Genomic DNA, 17411 nt, shown 5'->3' with positions numbered 1-17411 from the left:
CCTCGTCCAGCTAAAAAGCATGATAAGAAAAGCTACTCCGATCATTGTCAGCCTACTTGCCTTTTCTCATAGCGCTTATGCCGATGTTTCCTTAAAAATTAAAGGGATCGATGGTGCGCTAGAAGATAATGTGAACGCTTATTTGTCTTCCATTCCTGAAGACGATTATTCCACGTCCCTGCGTTTTCAGGCGCGATTGGAACAAAGTATCACTGAAGCGCTCAATGCGCTCGGCTATTATCATGCGAAAATTTCATACACTATTACGAAAGATAATGATGAATTGATCGTCAATGTCCAACCGGGTGAGCCTGTAAGGGTGAAACTGATGGATGTGGTGATTTCAGGTGAGGCAAACCAAGACGAAGCATTCGTTAAGCTTCTTGAAAAATCACCATTGAAGGTAGGACGCATCTTAAATCAAGGTGAATACGACAGCTTGAAATCAAGTATTCGTAACTTAGCGTTGCAACGTGGTTACTTTAATGGAGATTTCACTTTAAGCCGTCTTGAGGTGGTTCCCGAACTTAACGAAGCGAATGTGCGTCTTCATTATGACAGTGGTATCCGTTATCACTTTGGTTCGGTGGAGATTTTTGGAAGTCAGATTTGGGAAGACCGTGTTGAGTCTCTGCGTCCATTTAAAACTGGTGAACCTTATTTGGTTTCAGAAGTTGGGGAATACAACCAAAACCTGTCTAATACCGATTGGTTTTCGTCAGTATTTGTTGAGCCAGATTTAAGTAAGCTAGACGATGGTCGCGAGCTGCCAATCAAAGTCTCACTTGCCCCCGCAGCGAAAAACCAACTTGAGACTGGTATTGGTTATTCGACCGATACGGGTGTTCGCGGTACGCTGAAATGGAAAAAACCGTGGGTAAGCGCACGTGGTCATAGTTTTGATACTGCTCTTTCTCTTTCCAAGCCTGAACAAACTATCACAGCAGGCTACAAAATCCCTCTTGATGACGTTCTACACGAATACTACCAATTGCAGTTTGGTCTCAAGCATCTTGATAACCGAGATACCGAAAGTTTGGAATCGAATCTTGCGGTAGAACGCCACTGGATCACCGACGGTGGCTGGCATAAGACTTTGTATGTTCGCCACCTGTACGAAAACTTCTCGCAAGGTTTGCAAGAAGATGGTGTGCAATTTGTCTTGCCTGGTGCTTCTTTTTCTCGAACCCGAACCCGTGGTGGCAATATGCCAATGTGGGGGGATAAGCAGAGTGTGACCGTTGAATATGGCGATACTGCTTTGCTGTCAGAAACACGAGTACTGCGCTTGTTAGGACGCACATCTTGGATTCGCGGTATTGGCCAAAACCACCGTGGTTTGTTCCGTTTAGAGGGCGGTGCCAACATTACGGATGAATTTGAAAAACTATCGCCATCACTACGTTTCTTTGCTGGTGGTGATAACAACATTCGTGGTTATGGCTATGAGTCTATCTCACCGAAAGATGCCAGTGGTGCATTGACGGGTGCTAAGTATATGGTGACCAGCACCCTTGAATATCAATACCGTGTCTACGGTAACTGGTGGGGCGCTGCTTTCTACGATATTGGTGATGCATTTAATGAAACCCCAGAATGGAAGGCTGGTGCGGGTGTTGGTATCCGCTGGGCGTCACCGGTTGGTCCGGTGAGCTTTGACTTTGCCTGGGGGCTCGACTCCGAGCCTGATCCAGAATTCCGCATTCACTTCTCGTTGGGGCCTGAACTATGATCAAAACAACTCTGAAGTGGACGAAATGGCTCTCAATCGGTCTGCTGAGTCTATTATTGCTGCTGACGGTTTTTGTTGGCACATTGCTTTTCACCCATCCGGGTTTAAAACTTGCGCTGTGGGGGGCAGAGAAAGCCTTACCGCAACTCAAAGTGGAAGAAGTTCAAGGTTCGCTTTTTCCGCGTTTTGCTTTACGTAACGTCAGCTTTGTCGATGAATCCTTACATGTCGATGCTAAGGTTGAAAGCGTAACGCTTGCTATCAACTTCCGTTGCTTCTTCGATCCGAAAGTGTGTGTCGATGAGTTGGCACTGAAAGGGGTGAACTTTCAGATGCCAGAGCTCCCTCCGGCATCTGACGAGCCTGAAGAAGAAACGCCACCATTGCGCTCTATCAGTACGCCAGTGCCTATTTTTGTCAATAAAGTCAGCTTTAATGATATCAATCTGAATATCTTGGGGAATAAGATTGATTGGCAAGATTTTTCAACCGCATTATCAATGCAAGGTGATCGTTTGGTGATTGCCCCTACGGCATTGAAAACCATTAATGTGGCACTTGCACCAAGTGAAGAGGGTGTGGAACAGCCGCCAGTTCAAGACACTAAAACGAACCATCAAGCTCAAGTTGAGCAAGACGCGGAAGTCCAGTCGTCAACATCGGTCAATTCAGACGCGTCTAAAAAGCCATCGCAGCAAGGTGCAGAAAATGTTGCTGCTAACAAAGGTTCAAAGCCTGATGAACAGAAGTTAGACGTTAAGCCTGAATCAAATGGTATCGCTCTACCTGAAGTCTGGATTCCGCTCACTATTGAAGCACAGCGCCTCGATATTCATGACTTTAAGTTGGCTGGCGACACACCGGTTATCGTTCATCATTTAGGGTTAGAAGCCAAAGCGGGTGGTGACCAAGTTGATGTCAAAACCCTTGAGCTTGACATGCCAGAAGTGAAAGGGCAGTTAAGCACTCAAGTGACATTATCAGGTGACTACCCAATTCAAGCCCAAATTGACGCATTGGTTAAACAAGCGGATGTAAAAGGTCAGAAATTGTCACTGACGGCATCTGGCTCGGTTGGTGATTTATCACTGGATGCCACGTTATCTGATTTGGTGAAAGCCAAGATTCAGGGGCAAATTCAACCTCTTAAGTCTGAGTTGCCGTTTGATATCAAATTGAAAGATGTTGAGGCGCAATGGCCATTGAGTGGTAAGAGTGATTACCAAGTATCGGTCCCGAGTCTTGCAGCGAAAGGCTCTTTACAAGGTTACACGGTTGCCTTGGAAACTAAGGCGTCTGGTAAAGATATTCCAGCAGTTGATGTGGCGTTAAACGGTAAAGGTACTTTAGAACAGATTGACTTAGACAGCTTAGTTGTCAAAACGCTGGGTGGTGAGCTTGCAGGTAAAGTCATGGCGAATTGGGCTGCACCTATCAACTGGCAAGCCGATCTGAACTTAAAAAATATTCAACCGGGCTTACAGTGGGAAGAAGCGGAAGGCGATATCAGTGGTAGCTTGTCGACGTCGGGGTCATTAACCGCACAAGGTGGCTGGCAAGTGAGTTTACCTAAATTGGATATTGACGGTATTTTACGTGGCTACCCTTTGCATATCGAAGGTCAATTAGAAGCCTCAGATAAGAACGGTAAAGGTGAAGATATTCAATTGAACACGCAAGGTTTAGCTTTGTCACATGGTCCCAACTCTTTGCGAGCAAAGGGTAAAATCGACAAACAAATCTTGATGGATGTTGATGTTAATTTCCCTGATTTTGCGAAAAGCGTACCGGATCTTGCTGGTAAGATGAATGGTACGGTTGCTCTTCGTGGCAGTTTGAAACAGCCGGACATTAATTTAGATCTCGCGCTGAACCAGCTGAATTGGCAGCAGCAAGCCAAGGTGGAAACCATCACTCTAAAAGGGGATGTTACACCACTGCCTGCGCCAAAAGCTGATGTTAGCCTAATTGCGAAGAACATCACCTACGACGACATTAAAATTGACAGTGCAGATTTGGAAGTGAGTGGCGATGAAAAGCTACACCAACTGACACTCGACGTGGTTTCAGACATTGTTTCGAGCAGTTTAGAGATCGAAGGCGCCTTTAAGCAAAAGCCAGAAATGATTTGGGATGGTGCGCTACGCCGCTTAACGCTGAGCACGCCTCAAGGTCCATGGGCATTGCAAAAGTCGACGGCAGTCAAAGTGAACATCGACAAGCAGATTGCTGATGTGCAAGCACACTGTTGGTTACAGTCAAAATCAAGCGTGTGTTTAAGTGAAGACATCAGCGTTGGTAAAAGCGGTGAGGCGAAGTTAGCAATCACTAACTTTGACTTCGACCAAATCAAACAATTCTTACCGCCAGAAACCAAACTGCAAGGTTCTGTGAACGCGAATGCTTTCGCGAAATGGGCGCCAGACATGAAACCGGAAGTCACGGTGAATGTCGATATGCCAAAAGGTCAGGTAGAACAAACGCTAGAACAACCAGTGAAAGTCGGTTGGGAAAGCGTGAGTTTTAAAGCCAAGTTGGCACAAGATAAGCTAGATGCTGAGTGGTTGCTTGATGTAACGGATAACGGTGATTTGTCTGGTAAAGTCGCCCTGAATGATGTGTCTTCCGAGAAGCCGACGATTGACGGTAAGGTGTCGCTATCGACATTCCACTTGGACTTTTTAGCGCCCCTGATTGGCGAATACAGCCTGTTTAAAGCCAACATGAACACTGACCTTGCTCTATCTGGTGATGTGATGCACCCAAAGGTGAATGGTCAGTTCTTGATTGATCAAATGAAACTGCAAGGTGAAGTCACGCCAATTGATATCAATTCAGGACAAGTGGCGATTAACTTTAAAGGTCATCAAGCTGATTTAGATGCTGGGATCATTACGCCAGATGGCAAGCTAGAGATTAAAGGCGATGCTGATTGGCGTGACCTAGAAAATTGGCACACTAAGGCTCGTGTGTTCGCTGAAGAGCTTAAAGTGGATATGCCACCGATGGTGAGAATCAAAGTCAAACCGGATATGACTATTGATGTGACGCCTCAACTTGCCAAGGTCGAAGGCAGTATTAATCTACCTTGGGGACGTATCTTAATTGATGAACTGCCACCAAGTGCGGTTGGTGTTTCAAGCGACACAGTTATTTTGAACAAAGACATGCAGCCTGTTGATGGTGAGCAAGCGTTGCCGTTTAACGTTGAAACCAACATTAACATCAAAATCGGCGATGATTTCCAGTTGTCTGCGTTTGGTCTAAAAGGTGACTTGCAAGGTAACCTCAACGTGACGCAAAAAGACAAAGGTCCGTTTATTGTCGGTGAGGTGAACATCATTGACGGTTCTTATCGCTCATTTGGGCAAGACTTGGTCATCCAAGAAGGTAAGATCATGATGAATGGACCAGCGGATCAGCCTTATGTCTCGATCAAAGCGATTCGTAATCCGGACAACACGCAAGATGATGTGACAGCGGGTGTACGTGTGACTGGTCCTGCAAGTGATCCTACGGTGGAAATCTTCTCTGATCCGGCAATGCCGCAAGCGAACGCACTTTCTTACCTGTTGCGAGGTCAAGATATTGATGCAGAATCGGGCGGTAATGCGATGACGACGACCCTTATTGGCTTGAGTTTAGCGAAGAGCGGTAAAGTCGTAGGTGAAATCGGCGAAGCCTTTGGCGTACAAGATCTGCAACTGGATACTGCAGGTTCAGGTGACGACTCTCAAGTAACGGTGAGCGGCTATATTCTTCCTGGTTTACAGGTGAAATATGGTGTGGGTATCTTTACCTCATTAGGTGAGTTCACAGTGCGTTATCGTTTGATGAAAGACTTGTACCTAGAGGCGGTTTCAGGTGTTGATAGTGCTGTTGACCTGCTCTATCAATTCGAATTCAACTAAACTTAGCTTGTAAGCAGAAGGAGCGGCTATGCAACATTTAGTGTTTGTGTATGGAACTTTGCGCAAAGGAGAGTGCAATCATCACTTTTTAAGCACTGCTGAGTTTCTTGGTCATCATGAAACAGATGCCCAATTCGCTCTGTATGATTTAGGTCCTTACCCGGCTTTGTCGGTCGGACAAAATGCGATACAGGGCGAAGTTTATTTGATTGATAATGACACGCTGCAGGAACTTGATAAGTTAGAAGACGTACCGGTTGAGTATCGTCGAGAAAGCATTACTACACCTTTTGGCCAAGCTTGGATCTACTTGTATCAAGACACTGAGCAGTTGAGTGAAGAGATTGCATCTGGTGATTGGTGTCAGAGAGTGTGAACCATACTCCGCGAGTACGCGTAAGCATTTGTAGTGAAAGTGTATGACTGTCGAATGAGTACTCGATAAAGGGGTATGAAAGTGAGTTTCCGACGGTCTTTTGTATAAGCCCAAGGAGAACTTATGAGATCCATCATCATCGGCGCCATGCTGCTTTTTCTCACCGCTTGTGCGCAAACAAGGTTACCAGATTCAGTGAACGTAACAGATTGGCAGGACTTCGGTAAGCAATCTGCTCTCGATGGTCTGATTGAATTATCGGAAGACCGTATCGTCAAGCTTGATGATACAAATCGTGCTACACCGGAATTGATCATGGCTTATCAATCTGGTTACCAAGAAGGTAAAAAAGAGTACTGTGAGCAAAGTGCTTATATGCTTGGCGTACGAGATATGCCTTACTTTGGCATTTGTGATGATATTGACCCGTTTTTCAAACAAAATTATGAATCGGGTCGAACTTCTACCGCTGGCGAGTATTAGTCAAAATGATATAACAAAAAAGAGCTGCTAATTTGCAGCTCTTTTGCTTTCTGGCGTTCGCAATTACTTGTTTTGCGCACGCTCGTAAGATTCTAGGATTTCTGCTTTTGCGGCAGCCACATCTGCCCAACCATCCACTTTCACCCACTTACCGGCTTCAAGCTCTTTGTAACGTTCAAAAAACTGTGTGATTTGGGCTTTGAGTAGCTCTGGAATATCGTCAACATCTTGAATGCCTTCGTACTCTTTTGAGATTTTAGAGTGCGGTACAGCGAAGACTTTCGCATCTTCACCGGATTCATCCGTCATCTTCAATACACCGACTGGACGGCAGCGAATCACAGAACCTGGCATTAATGGGTAAGGGGTCGGAACCAGTACGTCCACTGGGTCGCCATCTAGAGAAAGGGTGTTGTTCACATAGCCGTAGTTACATGGGTAGAACATTGGCGCAGACATGAAACGGTCGACAAATACAGCACCAGTGTCTTTATCTACTTCGTATTTGATTGGATCCGCATTAGCTGGGATTTCAATAACGACATAGATATCTTCAGGCAAAGATTTACCTGCTGGTACGTTGTTTAAGCTCATTTGAATATTCCTTTTCATTGAGGATTAAGCGCTGAGAGGCTTAATCTGGCTAACATTTACGCAGTTCACTTTAACGACAAAAACGCGGCAGGTAAACACCTGCCGCGTTGGACAAAGGTCTGAAATTAGTCTTCTTCGCGATTCAGCTCAAGAAACTCTTCGACTTTGTTCACCATGTTCTTTGAACCCACAAAGAAAGGCACACGCTGGTGCAGTTCGGTTGGTTTCAAATCCATAATGCGGTTTACACCGTCAGATGCCAGACCGCCAGCTTGCTCAATCAAGAATGCCATTGGGTTGCACTCGTACAACAGACGCAGTTTGCCTTGAGGGTGGCTTTGCGTGCTTGGGTACAAGTAAATGCCGCCTTTAAGCAGGTTACGATGGAAGTCCGCAACCAGTGAGCCGATGTAGCGAGAAGTGTATGGGCGACCATCTTCAGGCACATTCTCCTGACAGTACTTGATGTACTTCTTCACGCCCTGCGGGAAGCGGATGTAGTTACCTTCGTTGATCGAGTAGATGTTGCCGTCTTCTGGGATCATCATGTTTTCATGAGAAAGACAGAAGCTGCCAATCGATGGATCGTAAGTGAAGCCGTTTACGCCATTACCTGTGGTGTAAACCAACATAGTAGATGAGCCGTAAATCACGTAGCCCGCAGCCACTTGTTTGTGACCAGGCTGCAGGAAGTCTTCTTCTGTTGGCGGGGTACCAATAGGAGAAACTCGGCGGTAAATAGAGAAAATCGTACCGACTGATACGTTCACATCGATGTTTGATGAGCCATCGAGTGGGTCCATTAGTACAACGTACTTTGCGTTTTGGTTGAGTTCTTTGTTGAACGCAACCGCTTCATCTTCTTCTTCACTTGCAACGCCACACACTTGGTCACGTGCTTCGAGTGCTGCTTTGAACTTGTCGTTCGCGTATACATCAAGCTTTTGCTGATCTTCGCCTTGTACGTTTTCCGTACCTACAGCGCCGGTGATATCACCAAGACCTGCCGCGTTAATTTCACGGTTAACAATTTTTGCAGCTAAACGAATGGAAGCTAAGAGAGATGAAAGATCACCGCTAGCGTGGGGGAAATCCGCTTGTTTCTCAACAATGAATTCGCCTAGGGTGCGCAGTCCTGACATGGTTTATCCTTACATTTTTCATTTCGTTGGGGGTGTCGCGCAATGGGGTCATCTCTTTATGGATGTTAAACGATTGCGCTAGATGTAAGTTTATGACGTGGATCTTATTAATGGTAATGAAGTAACCGACTGAGATCTCAATTTATTTGTCTTATTGCATAAGAAGTCTGTCACTTGGTTAATGCTTGGTCAGTCAGTGCTAAGCCCTGTCAGATTTGTGAAAGAGACTGCAAGAACACAGCGAAAGGCTCTCGCTTTTCTGGTGGTTATCACGATAATGAAAGGATTAAAGAACGCATTACAAGGTTAAGTTTATGCACATTCATATCTTGGGTATCTGCGGCACGTTTATGGGCGGTGCGGCAATTTTAGCGCGTCAGCTAGGTCATAAAGTGACGGGTTCGGATGCCAATGTTTATCCACCAATGAGTACCCTGTTGGAGTCTCAAGGTATTGAAATTATTGAAGGCTTTGACCCTTCTCAACTTGACCCTCAACCAGATCTTGTGGTGATTGGTAACGCGATGAGCCGTGGTAACCCATGTGTTGAGCATGTGCTGAATACCAATATGCGTTACACCTCTGGCCCACAATGGTTACAAGAGTTCTTATTGCACGATCGCTGGGTTCTAGCGGTATCGGGTACCCATGGTAAAACCACCACTTCAAGTATGTTGGCGTGGATCTTAGAAGATTGCGGTTACCAACCAGGTTTTCTTGTTGGTGGTGTGTTAGGTAACTTCGGTGTGTCAGCTCGCTTGGGTGAAAGTATGTTCTTCGTCGTCGAAGCTGACGAATATGACAGTGCTTTTTTCGACAAACGATCTAAGTTTGTTCATTACCACCCACGCACACTGATCATGAATAATCTTGAGTTCGATCATGCAGACATCTTTGACGATCTAGAGGCGATAAAGCGTCAATTCCATCATTTGGTGCGTACTGTTCCGGGGAACGGTTTGATCTTGGCACCGAAGCAAGATCAGTCGTTGCAAGATGTGATCGAGCGTGGTTGTTGGACAGAAAAGCAGTTCTCTGGTGTCGATGGTGATTGGCAAGCACACAAACTGGTTGTTGATGGCTCGAAATTTGAAGTGTCGCTGCAAGGTGAGAAAGTAGGCGTCGTAGATTGGGAGCTTGTTGGTGACCACAACGTGGATAACGCTTTGATGGCCATCGCTGCTGCTCGCCATGTCGGTGTGGCACCAGAACTGGCTTGTCAGGCTCTCGGTCGCTTTATTAACACTAAACGTCGCTTGGAGCTCAAAGGAGAAGAGCAAGGCGTGACGGTTTATGATGATTTTGCTCATCATCCAACGGCGATTGAACTGACATTGGGTGGTTTACGTAACAAGGTTGGCGAAAAACGTATCCTTGCCGTTTTAGAGCCTCGCTCTGCGACGATGAAGCGCGGCGTTCATAAAAATACTTTGGCGGCTTCATTGCACAGTGCTGATGAGGTGTTCCTCTTCCAACCAGACAACATTGATTGGTCGGTACAAGAGATTGCAGACCAGTGTAAACAACCTGCTTTTGTGGATGCAGAGATGGACAGCTTTGTCGCAAAAATCGTAGAGCAAGCGCAGCCGGGTGACCAAATCCTCGTGATGAGTAACGGTGGCTTTGGTGGTATCCACGGCAAGCTTCTGCAACAACTTAAACAAAAAGCTTAATGACATCTATGCAGCAAAAAGTAACCCCTAAAAAATCCATCACATTAGCACTAACGGGCGCCTCTGGTGCTCCATATGGGCTTCGTCTTCTTGAATGCTTGGTTGCCGCAGATTACCACGTGTATGTGCTGATCTCTTCAGCTGCGCGAGTGGTAATGGCGACCGAGCACGATCTGAAATTACCAAGCGGCCCTGAAGCGGCGCAAAAGGCTTTAGTTGAGCATCTCAACTGCAATCCAGATAACATCACCGTTTGTGGCAAAGACGATTGGTTCTCTCCGGTAGCATCGGGCTCTGCTGCACCAAAGCAAATGGTAGTGTGCCCATGTTCTGCGGGGAGTGTCGCGGCCATTGCACACGGCATGTCGGATAACTTGATTGAACGCGCTGCGGATGTGGTAATGAAAGAGCGCGGACAGTTATTACTTGTGGTGCGTGAAACGCCTTTCTCTACACTGCATCTTGAAAACATGCACAAGCTCTCTCAGATGGGCGTCACCATTATGCCTGCGGCTCCTGGTTTTTATCATCAACCAAAGAGTATTGAAGACTTAGTGGATTTTATGGTGGCAAGAATTCTTGATCACTTGGGCATTGAGCAAGGCTTGGTGCCACGTTGGGGTTATGACCAACGTTGATTGTGTAATCAATAAAAGACCTTTACAATCCATCCAACTCATCGGGGAGCAAACCCATTTGGCATTGACCTTATCAATACCATTGGGTGCTGAGACCTAATCGCTTAACGTTGTTGAGCAAACAGGGACCCGTATTACCTGAACCAGATAATGCTGGCGTAGGAATTGAGTCTGGATATTGGAAGTCCTAGATACCGCCTCAACCCTGTGCCGCTCAACTCATGTTTACTAATGCAAATGGAGAGCGAGCAGTGAAAACCACTCTTAGTCTGATTGCCCTTGCAGCCATCACTTCTACTTCAGCGTTTGCCGCTGAAAACACCCTAACTGTCTACACTTACGACTCTTTCGCTGCCGATTGGGGACCTGGTCCTAAAGTTGAAAAAGCGTTCGAAGCCAAATGCGGTTGCGACGTTAATTTCGTTGCTCTGGATGACGGTGTTTCAATCCTTAACCGACTTCGCTTGGAAGGAAACAATAGCAAAGCGGATATCGTGTTAGGTTTGGATAACAACCTGATGGCGGAAGCGAAAAAGACTGGGCTTCTGGCTGAGCACAATGTTGATACATCGAAGACGACCTTGCCTAATGGTTGGGATGATAAGACCTTCGTACCGTACGATTACGGCTACTTTGCGTTTGTGTACAACAAGGAGAAGTTGGCGAATCCTCCAAAAAGCATGAAAGAGCTAGTGGAAGAGCGTGATGATCTGAAAGTGATTTACCAAGACCCTCGTACTTCGACGCCGGGTCAAGGTTTGATGCTGTGGATGAAGTCCATCTACGGCGATGATGCGACTCAAGCGTGGAAGCAACTGGCAACGAAAACAGTTACGGTTACGAAAGGCTGGTCAGAAGCTTACTCGATGTTTTTGAACGGTGAGTCCGATCTCGTGCTGTCTTACACGACTTCTCCCGCGTACCATTTGATTGCAGAAGATGATGCGAAATATGCGAGCGCAGATTTTTCTGAAGGTCACTACATGCAAGTAGAAGTAGCGGCTAAGGTTAAAGGCTCAAAGAATGCGGAACTTGCTGATGAGTTTATGAATTTCATCTTGAGTGATGAGTTCCAATCGGCAATGCCAACAGGCAACTGGATGTACCCAGTGACTGACGTTGAATTACCAAAAGGCTTTGAAACCTTAAGCGTACCAAGTAAACCATTGAGCTTCAGTGCAGACGAAGTAGCAAAAATGCGCAAGACTTGGATTCGTGAATGGCAAAGCGCATTGACGTTCTAAGATAGGTTCTACTTTTGAATTCTGTTTCGAAAATAGGGTTAGGGGTCGCGATGATTATCGCGACCTTTGTTATTTCTGCCCTAGGTGCTTTGATTGTCCAAGCGCCTTCTCTTGATGTGTCTATAGTGTGGGGAGAACCATACTATCAGCACGTCACCAAGTTCAGTTTCTACCAAGCTTTCCTCTCTACGATTTTGAGTGTCGGTTTGGCGATCCCTGTGGCGCACGCGCTTTCTCGACGTGAGTTCTATGGTAAGTCTCTACTATTAAAGTTGTTTGCGTCTACCTTAGTTCTGCCTGTGTTGGTCGGTGTATTTGGCTTATTGGCGATTTACGGTAATAGCGGCTTATTGGCTCAATGGCTAAAAAGTATCGACGCTGAGCTGCCGTTTTCCATCTATGGTCTGAACGGAATTTTACTTGCGCATGTGTTCTTCAATATGCCCTATGCGGCGCGCCTACTTTTGCAAGCATTAGAGTCGATCCCCGCAGAGCAACATAAACTGTGTGCGCACCTTGGAATGAGCCATTGGGACAAATTCCGCTGGGTAGAATGGTCACGCCTAAGGCAGCAATTACCACACGTAAGCGGCTTAGTGTTCATGCTTTGCTTTACCAGCTTTGCCACCGTGATGGCGCTGGGTGGCGGACCGAAATCGACCACTATTGAGCTTGCCATTTATCAGGCAATTAAGTTCGATTTTGATCTGCAGGCAGGGGCACTTTTGGCACTGTGGCAAATGCTACTATGTGGCTTGTTAGCAATTGGCGTACAGAAGTTGACGAAGCCAGTATCAGTAAGCGCTGGCAGTACATCAGTACAGCAATATTTAACGAAGGATCATGGGTGGTCAAAAGCTTGGGATAGCTTTTGGATCATAGGTGCCTTTTTAGTAGTAATACCGCCACTTTTGATGGTGGTGTTCAGTGGGATCAACCAACAAGTTGGGACGGTATTGACCGATGAGCGTTTTTGGTCCGCGTTGCTTAATTCAATCAAAGTCGCTGTTCTCGCTAGCTCTCTTGCTGTTGCTGCTGGCGTGTCGATTTTACTGACCAGCCGACGTTGGCGATTGCAGTGCAAAAACACTCGCGCCGACCAAATCGAGCTTATCGGAACCATTATCTTAGTAACGCCGGGATTGGTGATCAGTACGGGATTGTTCCTGTTACTACGATCGTTTACCGATGTATTCAGCTTAGCGTTTTTTGTCGTTATTTTGGTTAACGGCTTGATGGCATTGCCTTATGTCATTAAAACTTTATCTCAACCCATGTTGCACATTGAGCAGCAATATCAGTACGTGTGTGCCAGCTTAGGTATGCGTGGTTGGCAACGATTTAAAGTCGTGGAGTGGCAAGCACTGCGTAAGCCGTTTGCACATGCTTTTGCTATCAGCTTTATGTTTGCGATTGGTGACTTAAGTGCGATCGCCTTGTTTGGCGGGCAAGAATTTAGAACCTTACCGCTGTATTTATTCCAACTACTGGGCAGTTATCAAATGGATGCAGCAGCGGTTGTGTCGGTTACCTTGCTATTACTCAGCGTAGGCTGCTTTGCTGTGATTGAAAAAGTATTAAAAACAAAGGGGAAAGCATAATGTTAGTGTTGGATGATGTTCAGTACACCTATCAACGTGAGCTATTTCGCTTTGATTTAGAGATTAAACGCGGACAAATCGTGTCGCTGATGGGACCGAGCGGTGCAGGCAAATCGACTTTATTGGCGTTAGTGGCTGGTTTCATCAATCCAGACCAAGGCGATATTCTGGTTGATGGTGAGTCTATCGTGAGTAAAGAGCCGTATCTGCGTCCGTTTTCAATGTTGTTTCAAGAACACAATCTGTTCGCTCATCTTTCAGTAAGAGACAACATCGGTTTGGGTTTGCATCCGGGGTTAAAGCTCACGACAGACCAAAAGCTTCTTGTGGAGCAAGCAGCAATGCAAGTGGGTGTTGCTGAGTATCTGGACCGTTTACCTGAACATCTTTCTGGCGGTCAACGCCAGCGTGTTGCTCTTGCGCGTTGTTTTGTTCAACCGCATCCAATGTGGCTACTCGACGAACCTTTTTCTGCACTAGACCCAGTGCTGCGTGAAGAGATGCTGACACTGGTTAAACAGTTGGCTGCTGAACGCGGCATTACGGTATTGATGGTCACGCACCATTTGAGTGATGCCAGAGCCATCGCCAGCCACTTTGCTTTTGTTGCTGGTGGTCAGGTAGAAGCGTCGGGTAAAATTCGCGAACTCAATGCTCAACATTGCAGCGAAGCATTGAAGGCTTTTGTCAAAGCAGCGAGATAATTAGCCCAAGACAGAAAAAAGGTTGATGCGAGCATCAACCTTTTCTTTCATTTTGAGTTTGAATGAGCGCGTTAGCCTTGAGGCTTCACCACCATAACGTTGATTGGTGAGTTCTCTACTACTTTACTCGCTACAGAGCCCAGCATCACTTTGTTGATCTTCGAACGTTTGTGGCTTGGCATAATGATAAGGTCTGCACCTAAACGTTCTGCGTAATCTAAGATGGTTGCGTAAGCTTTACCTTCCGCAACATGCACTTTGTAAATCACTTCGTCGTCCATATGCTGATCAGCAAACGCTTTTAGCTGCTGCTTTACGTCTTGCTTCATTTTTGCAGCGGCATCTTTCGGAAAGTAACTCGCGACCATTGACATATGGATGCCTGGCAATACTGTCAGCAGGTGCACTTCAGCATTGGCTTGCTTCGCCTGCCATACCGCCAATTCAACGGCGCGGTCAGAAAAGCCTTGGTCATTTAGATCAACCGGAACAAGAATTTGTTTGTACATTCAATGTCTCTCATTAAGGCCCCGTATCCTCGAGGCCAAATCGGTTATGCGCTCAACTGTTCCTTACGAGCACGACGTTTTTGGTTCAGGGCAAGTACCAGCAAAATCATCAAACAAGGGATAAATACCCACTCTTTCATCGGTCGATCGGCGTCTTGAACTACCGATTTGATCTCCCAGTCGAAGTCGATACCAGAAGATTCTGCCGGGCTGCCAAATTCAACCATGTCTACGATCATTTTGCCGTCGTTCTCGGTCAGCATTAGACCCATTGAAGAAATACGCTCTTCAGCGGTTGCCGCTTTATCTTCGAACGGAAGACGTACCGTTTTCTCTATGTAATCGCCTTCTAAGTTTTCACCAGCGACACGTAACTCTAGGGATTCTCCTACATTTAGCCCTTCTGTGATTTGAGCTATCTCAACACCAGGGGAAAGAACTTTCGCTGGGTAGAGCATGTCCCACCAGAAACCAGGGCGGAAGAAAGAGAACGTTAATACTAATAGTAGGACCGTTTCCCACCATTTGTTACGTGTGAACCACCAACCTTGCGTCGCCGCAGAGAAAATCAACATGGCAATGATTGAAGAGATTACGGTCAGCGCTAAGTGCCACCAAGTGTCGATCCCCATCAATAGAAGTTGAGTGTTGAAGACGAACATAAATGGCAGGATCGCAGTCCGAATATCGTAGGTAAAGCCTTGAATACCAGTACGAATCGGATCTGACTTGGCAATTGCAGCAGCTGCAAATGCAGCCAAACCTACTGGAGGGGTATCGTCAGCCAATATACCGAAGTAGAACACGAATAAGTGCACCGCAATCAGTGGGATGATCAAGCCATGAGCTGCCCCCAGAGTTACGATAACCGGTGCCATTAGTGTTGATACAACGATGTAGTTTGCAGTTGTTGGCAGACCCATACCCAGAATCAAACTGATAACCGCAGTAAACAGCAGCATGAGTATGACACTACCGCCAGAGATGAACTCGACGAAGTCTGTCATCACCAAGCCAATACCAGTAAGGGTGACCACACCAACTACAGTGCCTGCCGCTGCTGTTGCGACACCGATACCGATCATGTTACGTGCGCCTGACACCAAGCTCTCTGCGAGGTCAACAAAGCCGTCTTTAGTTTGTTCAACCAAGTCACCTTGTTTTGACAGTAATGCGATCAATGGGCGTTGCGTCAGCAAGATAAAGATCATGAATACCGTTGCCCAGAATGCCGATAGACCCGGAGAAAAGCGTTCAACGGTCAAACACCAAACCAGTACGACGATAGGCAATAGGAAATGTAAGCCAGATTTAATTGTTGGACCTGGATCTGGGACCTCAGTGAGTTCCGCATCAATTTCGATTGCACCATCTTTGGCGTGGTTGGCTGAAATCTTCACCAGACCGACGTAAGCAATTAATAACGCGATGGTTACGATGGTTGTAGCAGCATCGCCAAATACGTCTTTAGTCCAACCCACACCGTAGTAAACCAAGGCACTGATAACGCACAAACCGAGAATAGTGCCAGTAAATGACAATAGGCTTTGTAGCATTGTTGGGTTGTGGCGACGAGGAAGCCCTGTCATGCCAGCTTTACATGCTTCTAGGTGAACAATGTAAATCAAGGCGATGTAAGAAATCAGTGCTGGAAGTAGAGCAGCTTTGATGACTTCAACGTAAGAGATACCGACGTACTCTACCATCAAGAATGCCGCTGCACCCATGATAGGTGGTGTGAGCTGACCGTTAGTAGAGGCTGCAACTTCAACAGCACCCGCTTTTGTTCCAGGGAAGCCAACTCGCTTCATCAATGGAATCGTAAACGTACCTGTCGTTACTACGTTAGCGATGGATGAACCTGAAACTAGACCGGATAGACCTGATGCAACCACTGCGGCTTTCGCTGGACCACCTTTCATGTGACCAAGCAGTGAGAAAGCAACTTTGATGAAGTAAGCACCAGCACCTGCGCGCTCTAACATGGCACCAAACAGTACGAACAAGAATACGAAAGACGTTGATACGCCAAGCGCTACGCCGAATACACCCTCTGTTGTTAACCACAGATGCGACATTGCTTTGTTTAGGCTTGCGCCTTTATGAGCAATAACATCTGGCATGTATGGACCAGCGAAGGTGTAAGTCAGGAATACGGCTGCAACGACCATCAAAGGGGGACCAAGTGCACGACGTGTTGCTTCAAGCAACAATGCCATACCAGTGACTGATACCACGATATCGACAGTGGTTGGTGCGCCTGAACGGCCGGCAAGCTCAGTGTAGAAAATATAAATGTAAGCTGCCGCAAAACTGCCCGCTAGTGCCAATATCCAGTCAATCAAAGGGATATGATCACGCGGAGAGTTTTTCATTGCTGGATAAGCAGTGAAAGCGAGAAAAGTAGCAAAAGTTAAATGAATTGCTCGCGCTTCAGTGTCATTGAGTACGCCAAAATTAAAAATAAATGGTAGCGGAGAGGCATACCACAATTGAAATAGCGACCAGCACAGTGGTACGAACCATAGGATTCGACCTTGCAAGCCCATTGGGCTACGCGCACCTGTGTCTGCCTGAGCCACCATCTCTTGCACATCTTGTGACGGAGTGTTGTTCGTCGCCATGTACTTTTTCCTTATTATTGATGGTCCTGTCTGTTTTGTGTTTCGAGAACCTCGCTTCGCTATAACAGTGTAGTGAATAGAGCGAAGTTTGCTTTCGATTGAACCGCGATAACCCTTAAACTCATTGAACGATGAGAGTGGTAAAGGTGCGTTTTCTTTTTCTTAGGTATGAGCGCGACT

At 46.4% G+C, this 17411-nt stretch carries 13 protein-coding genes; 9 read left to right on the top strand and 4 right to left on the bottom strand.

Going from position 1 to position 17411, the window contains the following annotated elements:
* Positions 1-19: 19 nt before the first annotated feature.
* The 4 genes from tamA to OH459_RS10205 all read left to right on the top strand — a co-directional run bounded on the left by tamA (position 20) and on the right by OH459_RS10205 (position 6502).
* Entirely contained in the window at positions 20-1732 is a 1713-nt protein-coding gene (tamA, locus tag OH459_RS10220) for an autotransporter assembly complex protein TamA (RefSeq protein WP_009698863.1), read from the top strand.
* Positions 1729-5643: an autotransporter assembly complex protein TamB gene (gene tamB / locus OH459_RS10215; protein WP_269986648.1), complete on the top strand. Its 3915-nt coding sequence runs from the start codon at positions 1729-1731 to the stop codon at positions 5641-5643. The genes tamA and tamB overlap by 4 nt, the downstream gene beginning before the upstream one ends.
* Positions 5644-5671: 28 nt before the next feature.
* On the top strand, positions 5672-6019 hold the full coding sequence (locus OH459_RS10210) for a gamma-glutamylcyclotransferase family protein (protein WP_005450512.1): 348 nt from the start codon (positions 5672-5674) through the stop codon (positions 6017-6019).
* Positions 6020-6142: 123 nt separating this feature from the next.
* Positions 6143-6502, top strand: coding sequence for a DUF2799 domain-containing protein (locus tag OH459_RS10205; RefSeq protein WP_005450511.1), 360 nt, complete (start codon positions 6143-6145; stop codon positions 6500-6502).
* A gap of 63 nt (positions 6503-6565) precedes the next feature.
* Here the strand turns inward: OH459_RS10205 and ppa are convergent, their stop codons facing one another.
* Positions 6566-7096: an inorganic diphosphatase gene (ppa, locus tag OH459_RS10200; RefSeq protein WP_009698861.1), complete on the bottom strand. Its 531-nt coding sequence runs from the start codon at positions 7094-7096 to the stop codon at positions 6566-6568.
* Positions 7097-7221: 125 nt separating this feature from the next.
* Positions 7222-8238 (bottom strand): class 1 fructose-bisphosphatase, encoded by a 1017-nt coding sequence (gene fbp / locus OH459_RS10195; protein WP_005450509.1) that lies wholly within the window; start codon positions 8236-8238, stop codon positions 7222-7224.
* Between the two features lie 314 nt (positions 8239-8552).
* On the opposite strand from fbp, the gene mpl reads away from it, so the two are divergent.
* The 5 genes from mpl (at position 8553) to thiQ (ending at position 14098) form a co-directional block, all read left to right on the top strand.
* Positions 8553-9911, top strand: a complete 1359-nt coding sequence (gene mpl / locus OH459_RS10190) for a UDP-N-acetylmuramate:L-alanyl-gamma-D-glutamyl-meso-diaminopimelate ligase (protein WP_005450502.1) — start codon at positions 8553-8555, stop codon at positions 9909-9911.
* The gene (locus OH459_RS10185; protein ID WP_269986646.1) at positions 9911-10549 is read left to right on the top strand and encodes a flavin prenyltransferase UbiX; all 639 of its coding nucleotides are present in this window, start codon (positions 9911-9913) and stop codon (positions 10547-10549) included. Before mpl ends, OH459_RS10185 begins: the two co-directional genes overlap by 1 nt.
* Positions 10550-10800: 251 nt before the next feature.
* Entirely contained in the window at positions 10801-11793 is a 993-nt protein-coding gene (gene thiB, locus OH459_RS10180; RefSeq protein WP_005450500.1) for a thiamine ABC transporter substrate binding subunit, read from the top strand.
* A 14-nt stretch (positions 11794-11807) separates the two neighbouring features.
* Positions 11808-13394: a thiamine/thiamine pyrophosphate ABC transporter permease ThiP gene (gene thiP, locus OH459_RS10175; RefSeq protein WP_269986644.1), complete on the top strand. Its 1587-nt coding sequence runs from the start codon at positions 11808-11810 to the stop codon at positions 13392-13394.
* On the top strand, positions 13394-14098 hold the full coding sequence (gene thiQ, locus OH459_RS10170; protein ID WP_172580347.1) for a thiamine ABC transporter ATP-binding protein: 705 nt from the start codon (positions 13394-13396) through the stop codon (positions 14096-14098). The genes thiP and thiQ overlap by 1 nt, the downstream gene beginning before the upstream one ends.
* A gap of 71 nt (positions 14099-14169) precedes the next feature.
* Here thiQ and OH459_RS10165 read toward each other — a convergent pair whose 3' ends face one another.
* Together OH459_RS10165 and OH459_RS10160 are read right to left on the bottom strand one after the other, a co-directional pair.
* Positions 14170-14607: a universal stress protein gene (locus tag OH459_RS10165; protein ID WP_005450497.1), complete on the bottom strand. Its 438-nt coding sequence runs from the start codon at positions 14605-14607 to the stop codon at positions 14170-14172.
* A gap of 44 nt (positions 14608-14651) precedes the next feature.
* Positions 14652-17231, bottom strand: coding sequence for a TRAP transporter permease (locus OH459_RS10160; protein ID WP_026000312.1), 2580 nt, complete (start codon positions 17229-17231; stop codon positions 14652-14654).
* Positions 17232-17411 lie beyond the last annotated feature (180 nt).

It is taken from the genome of Vibrio sp. MM46 (assembly GCF_027587135.1).
Taxonomy (GTDB): Bacteria; Pseudomonadota; Gammaproteobacteria; order Enterobacterales; family Vibrionaceae; genus Vibrio; species Vibrio harveyi.
This window is presented reverse-complemented; position numbering and strand designations above follow the sequence as displayed.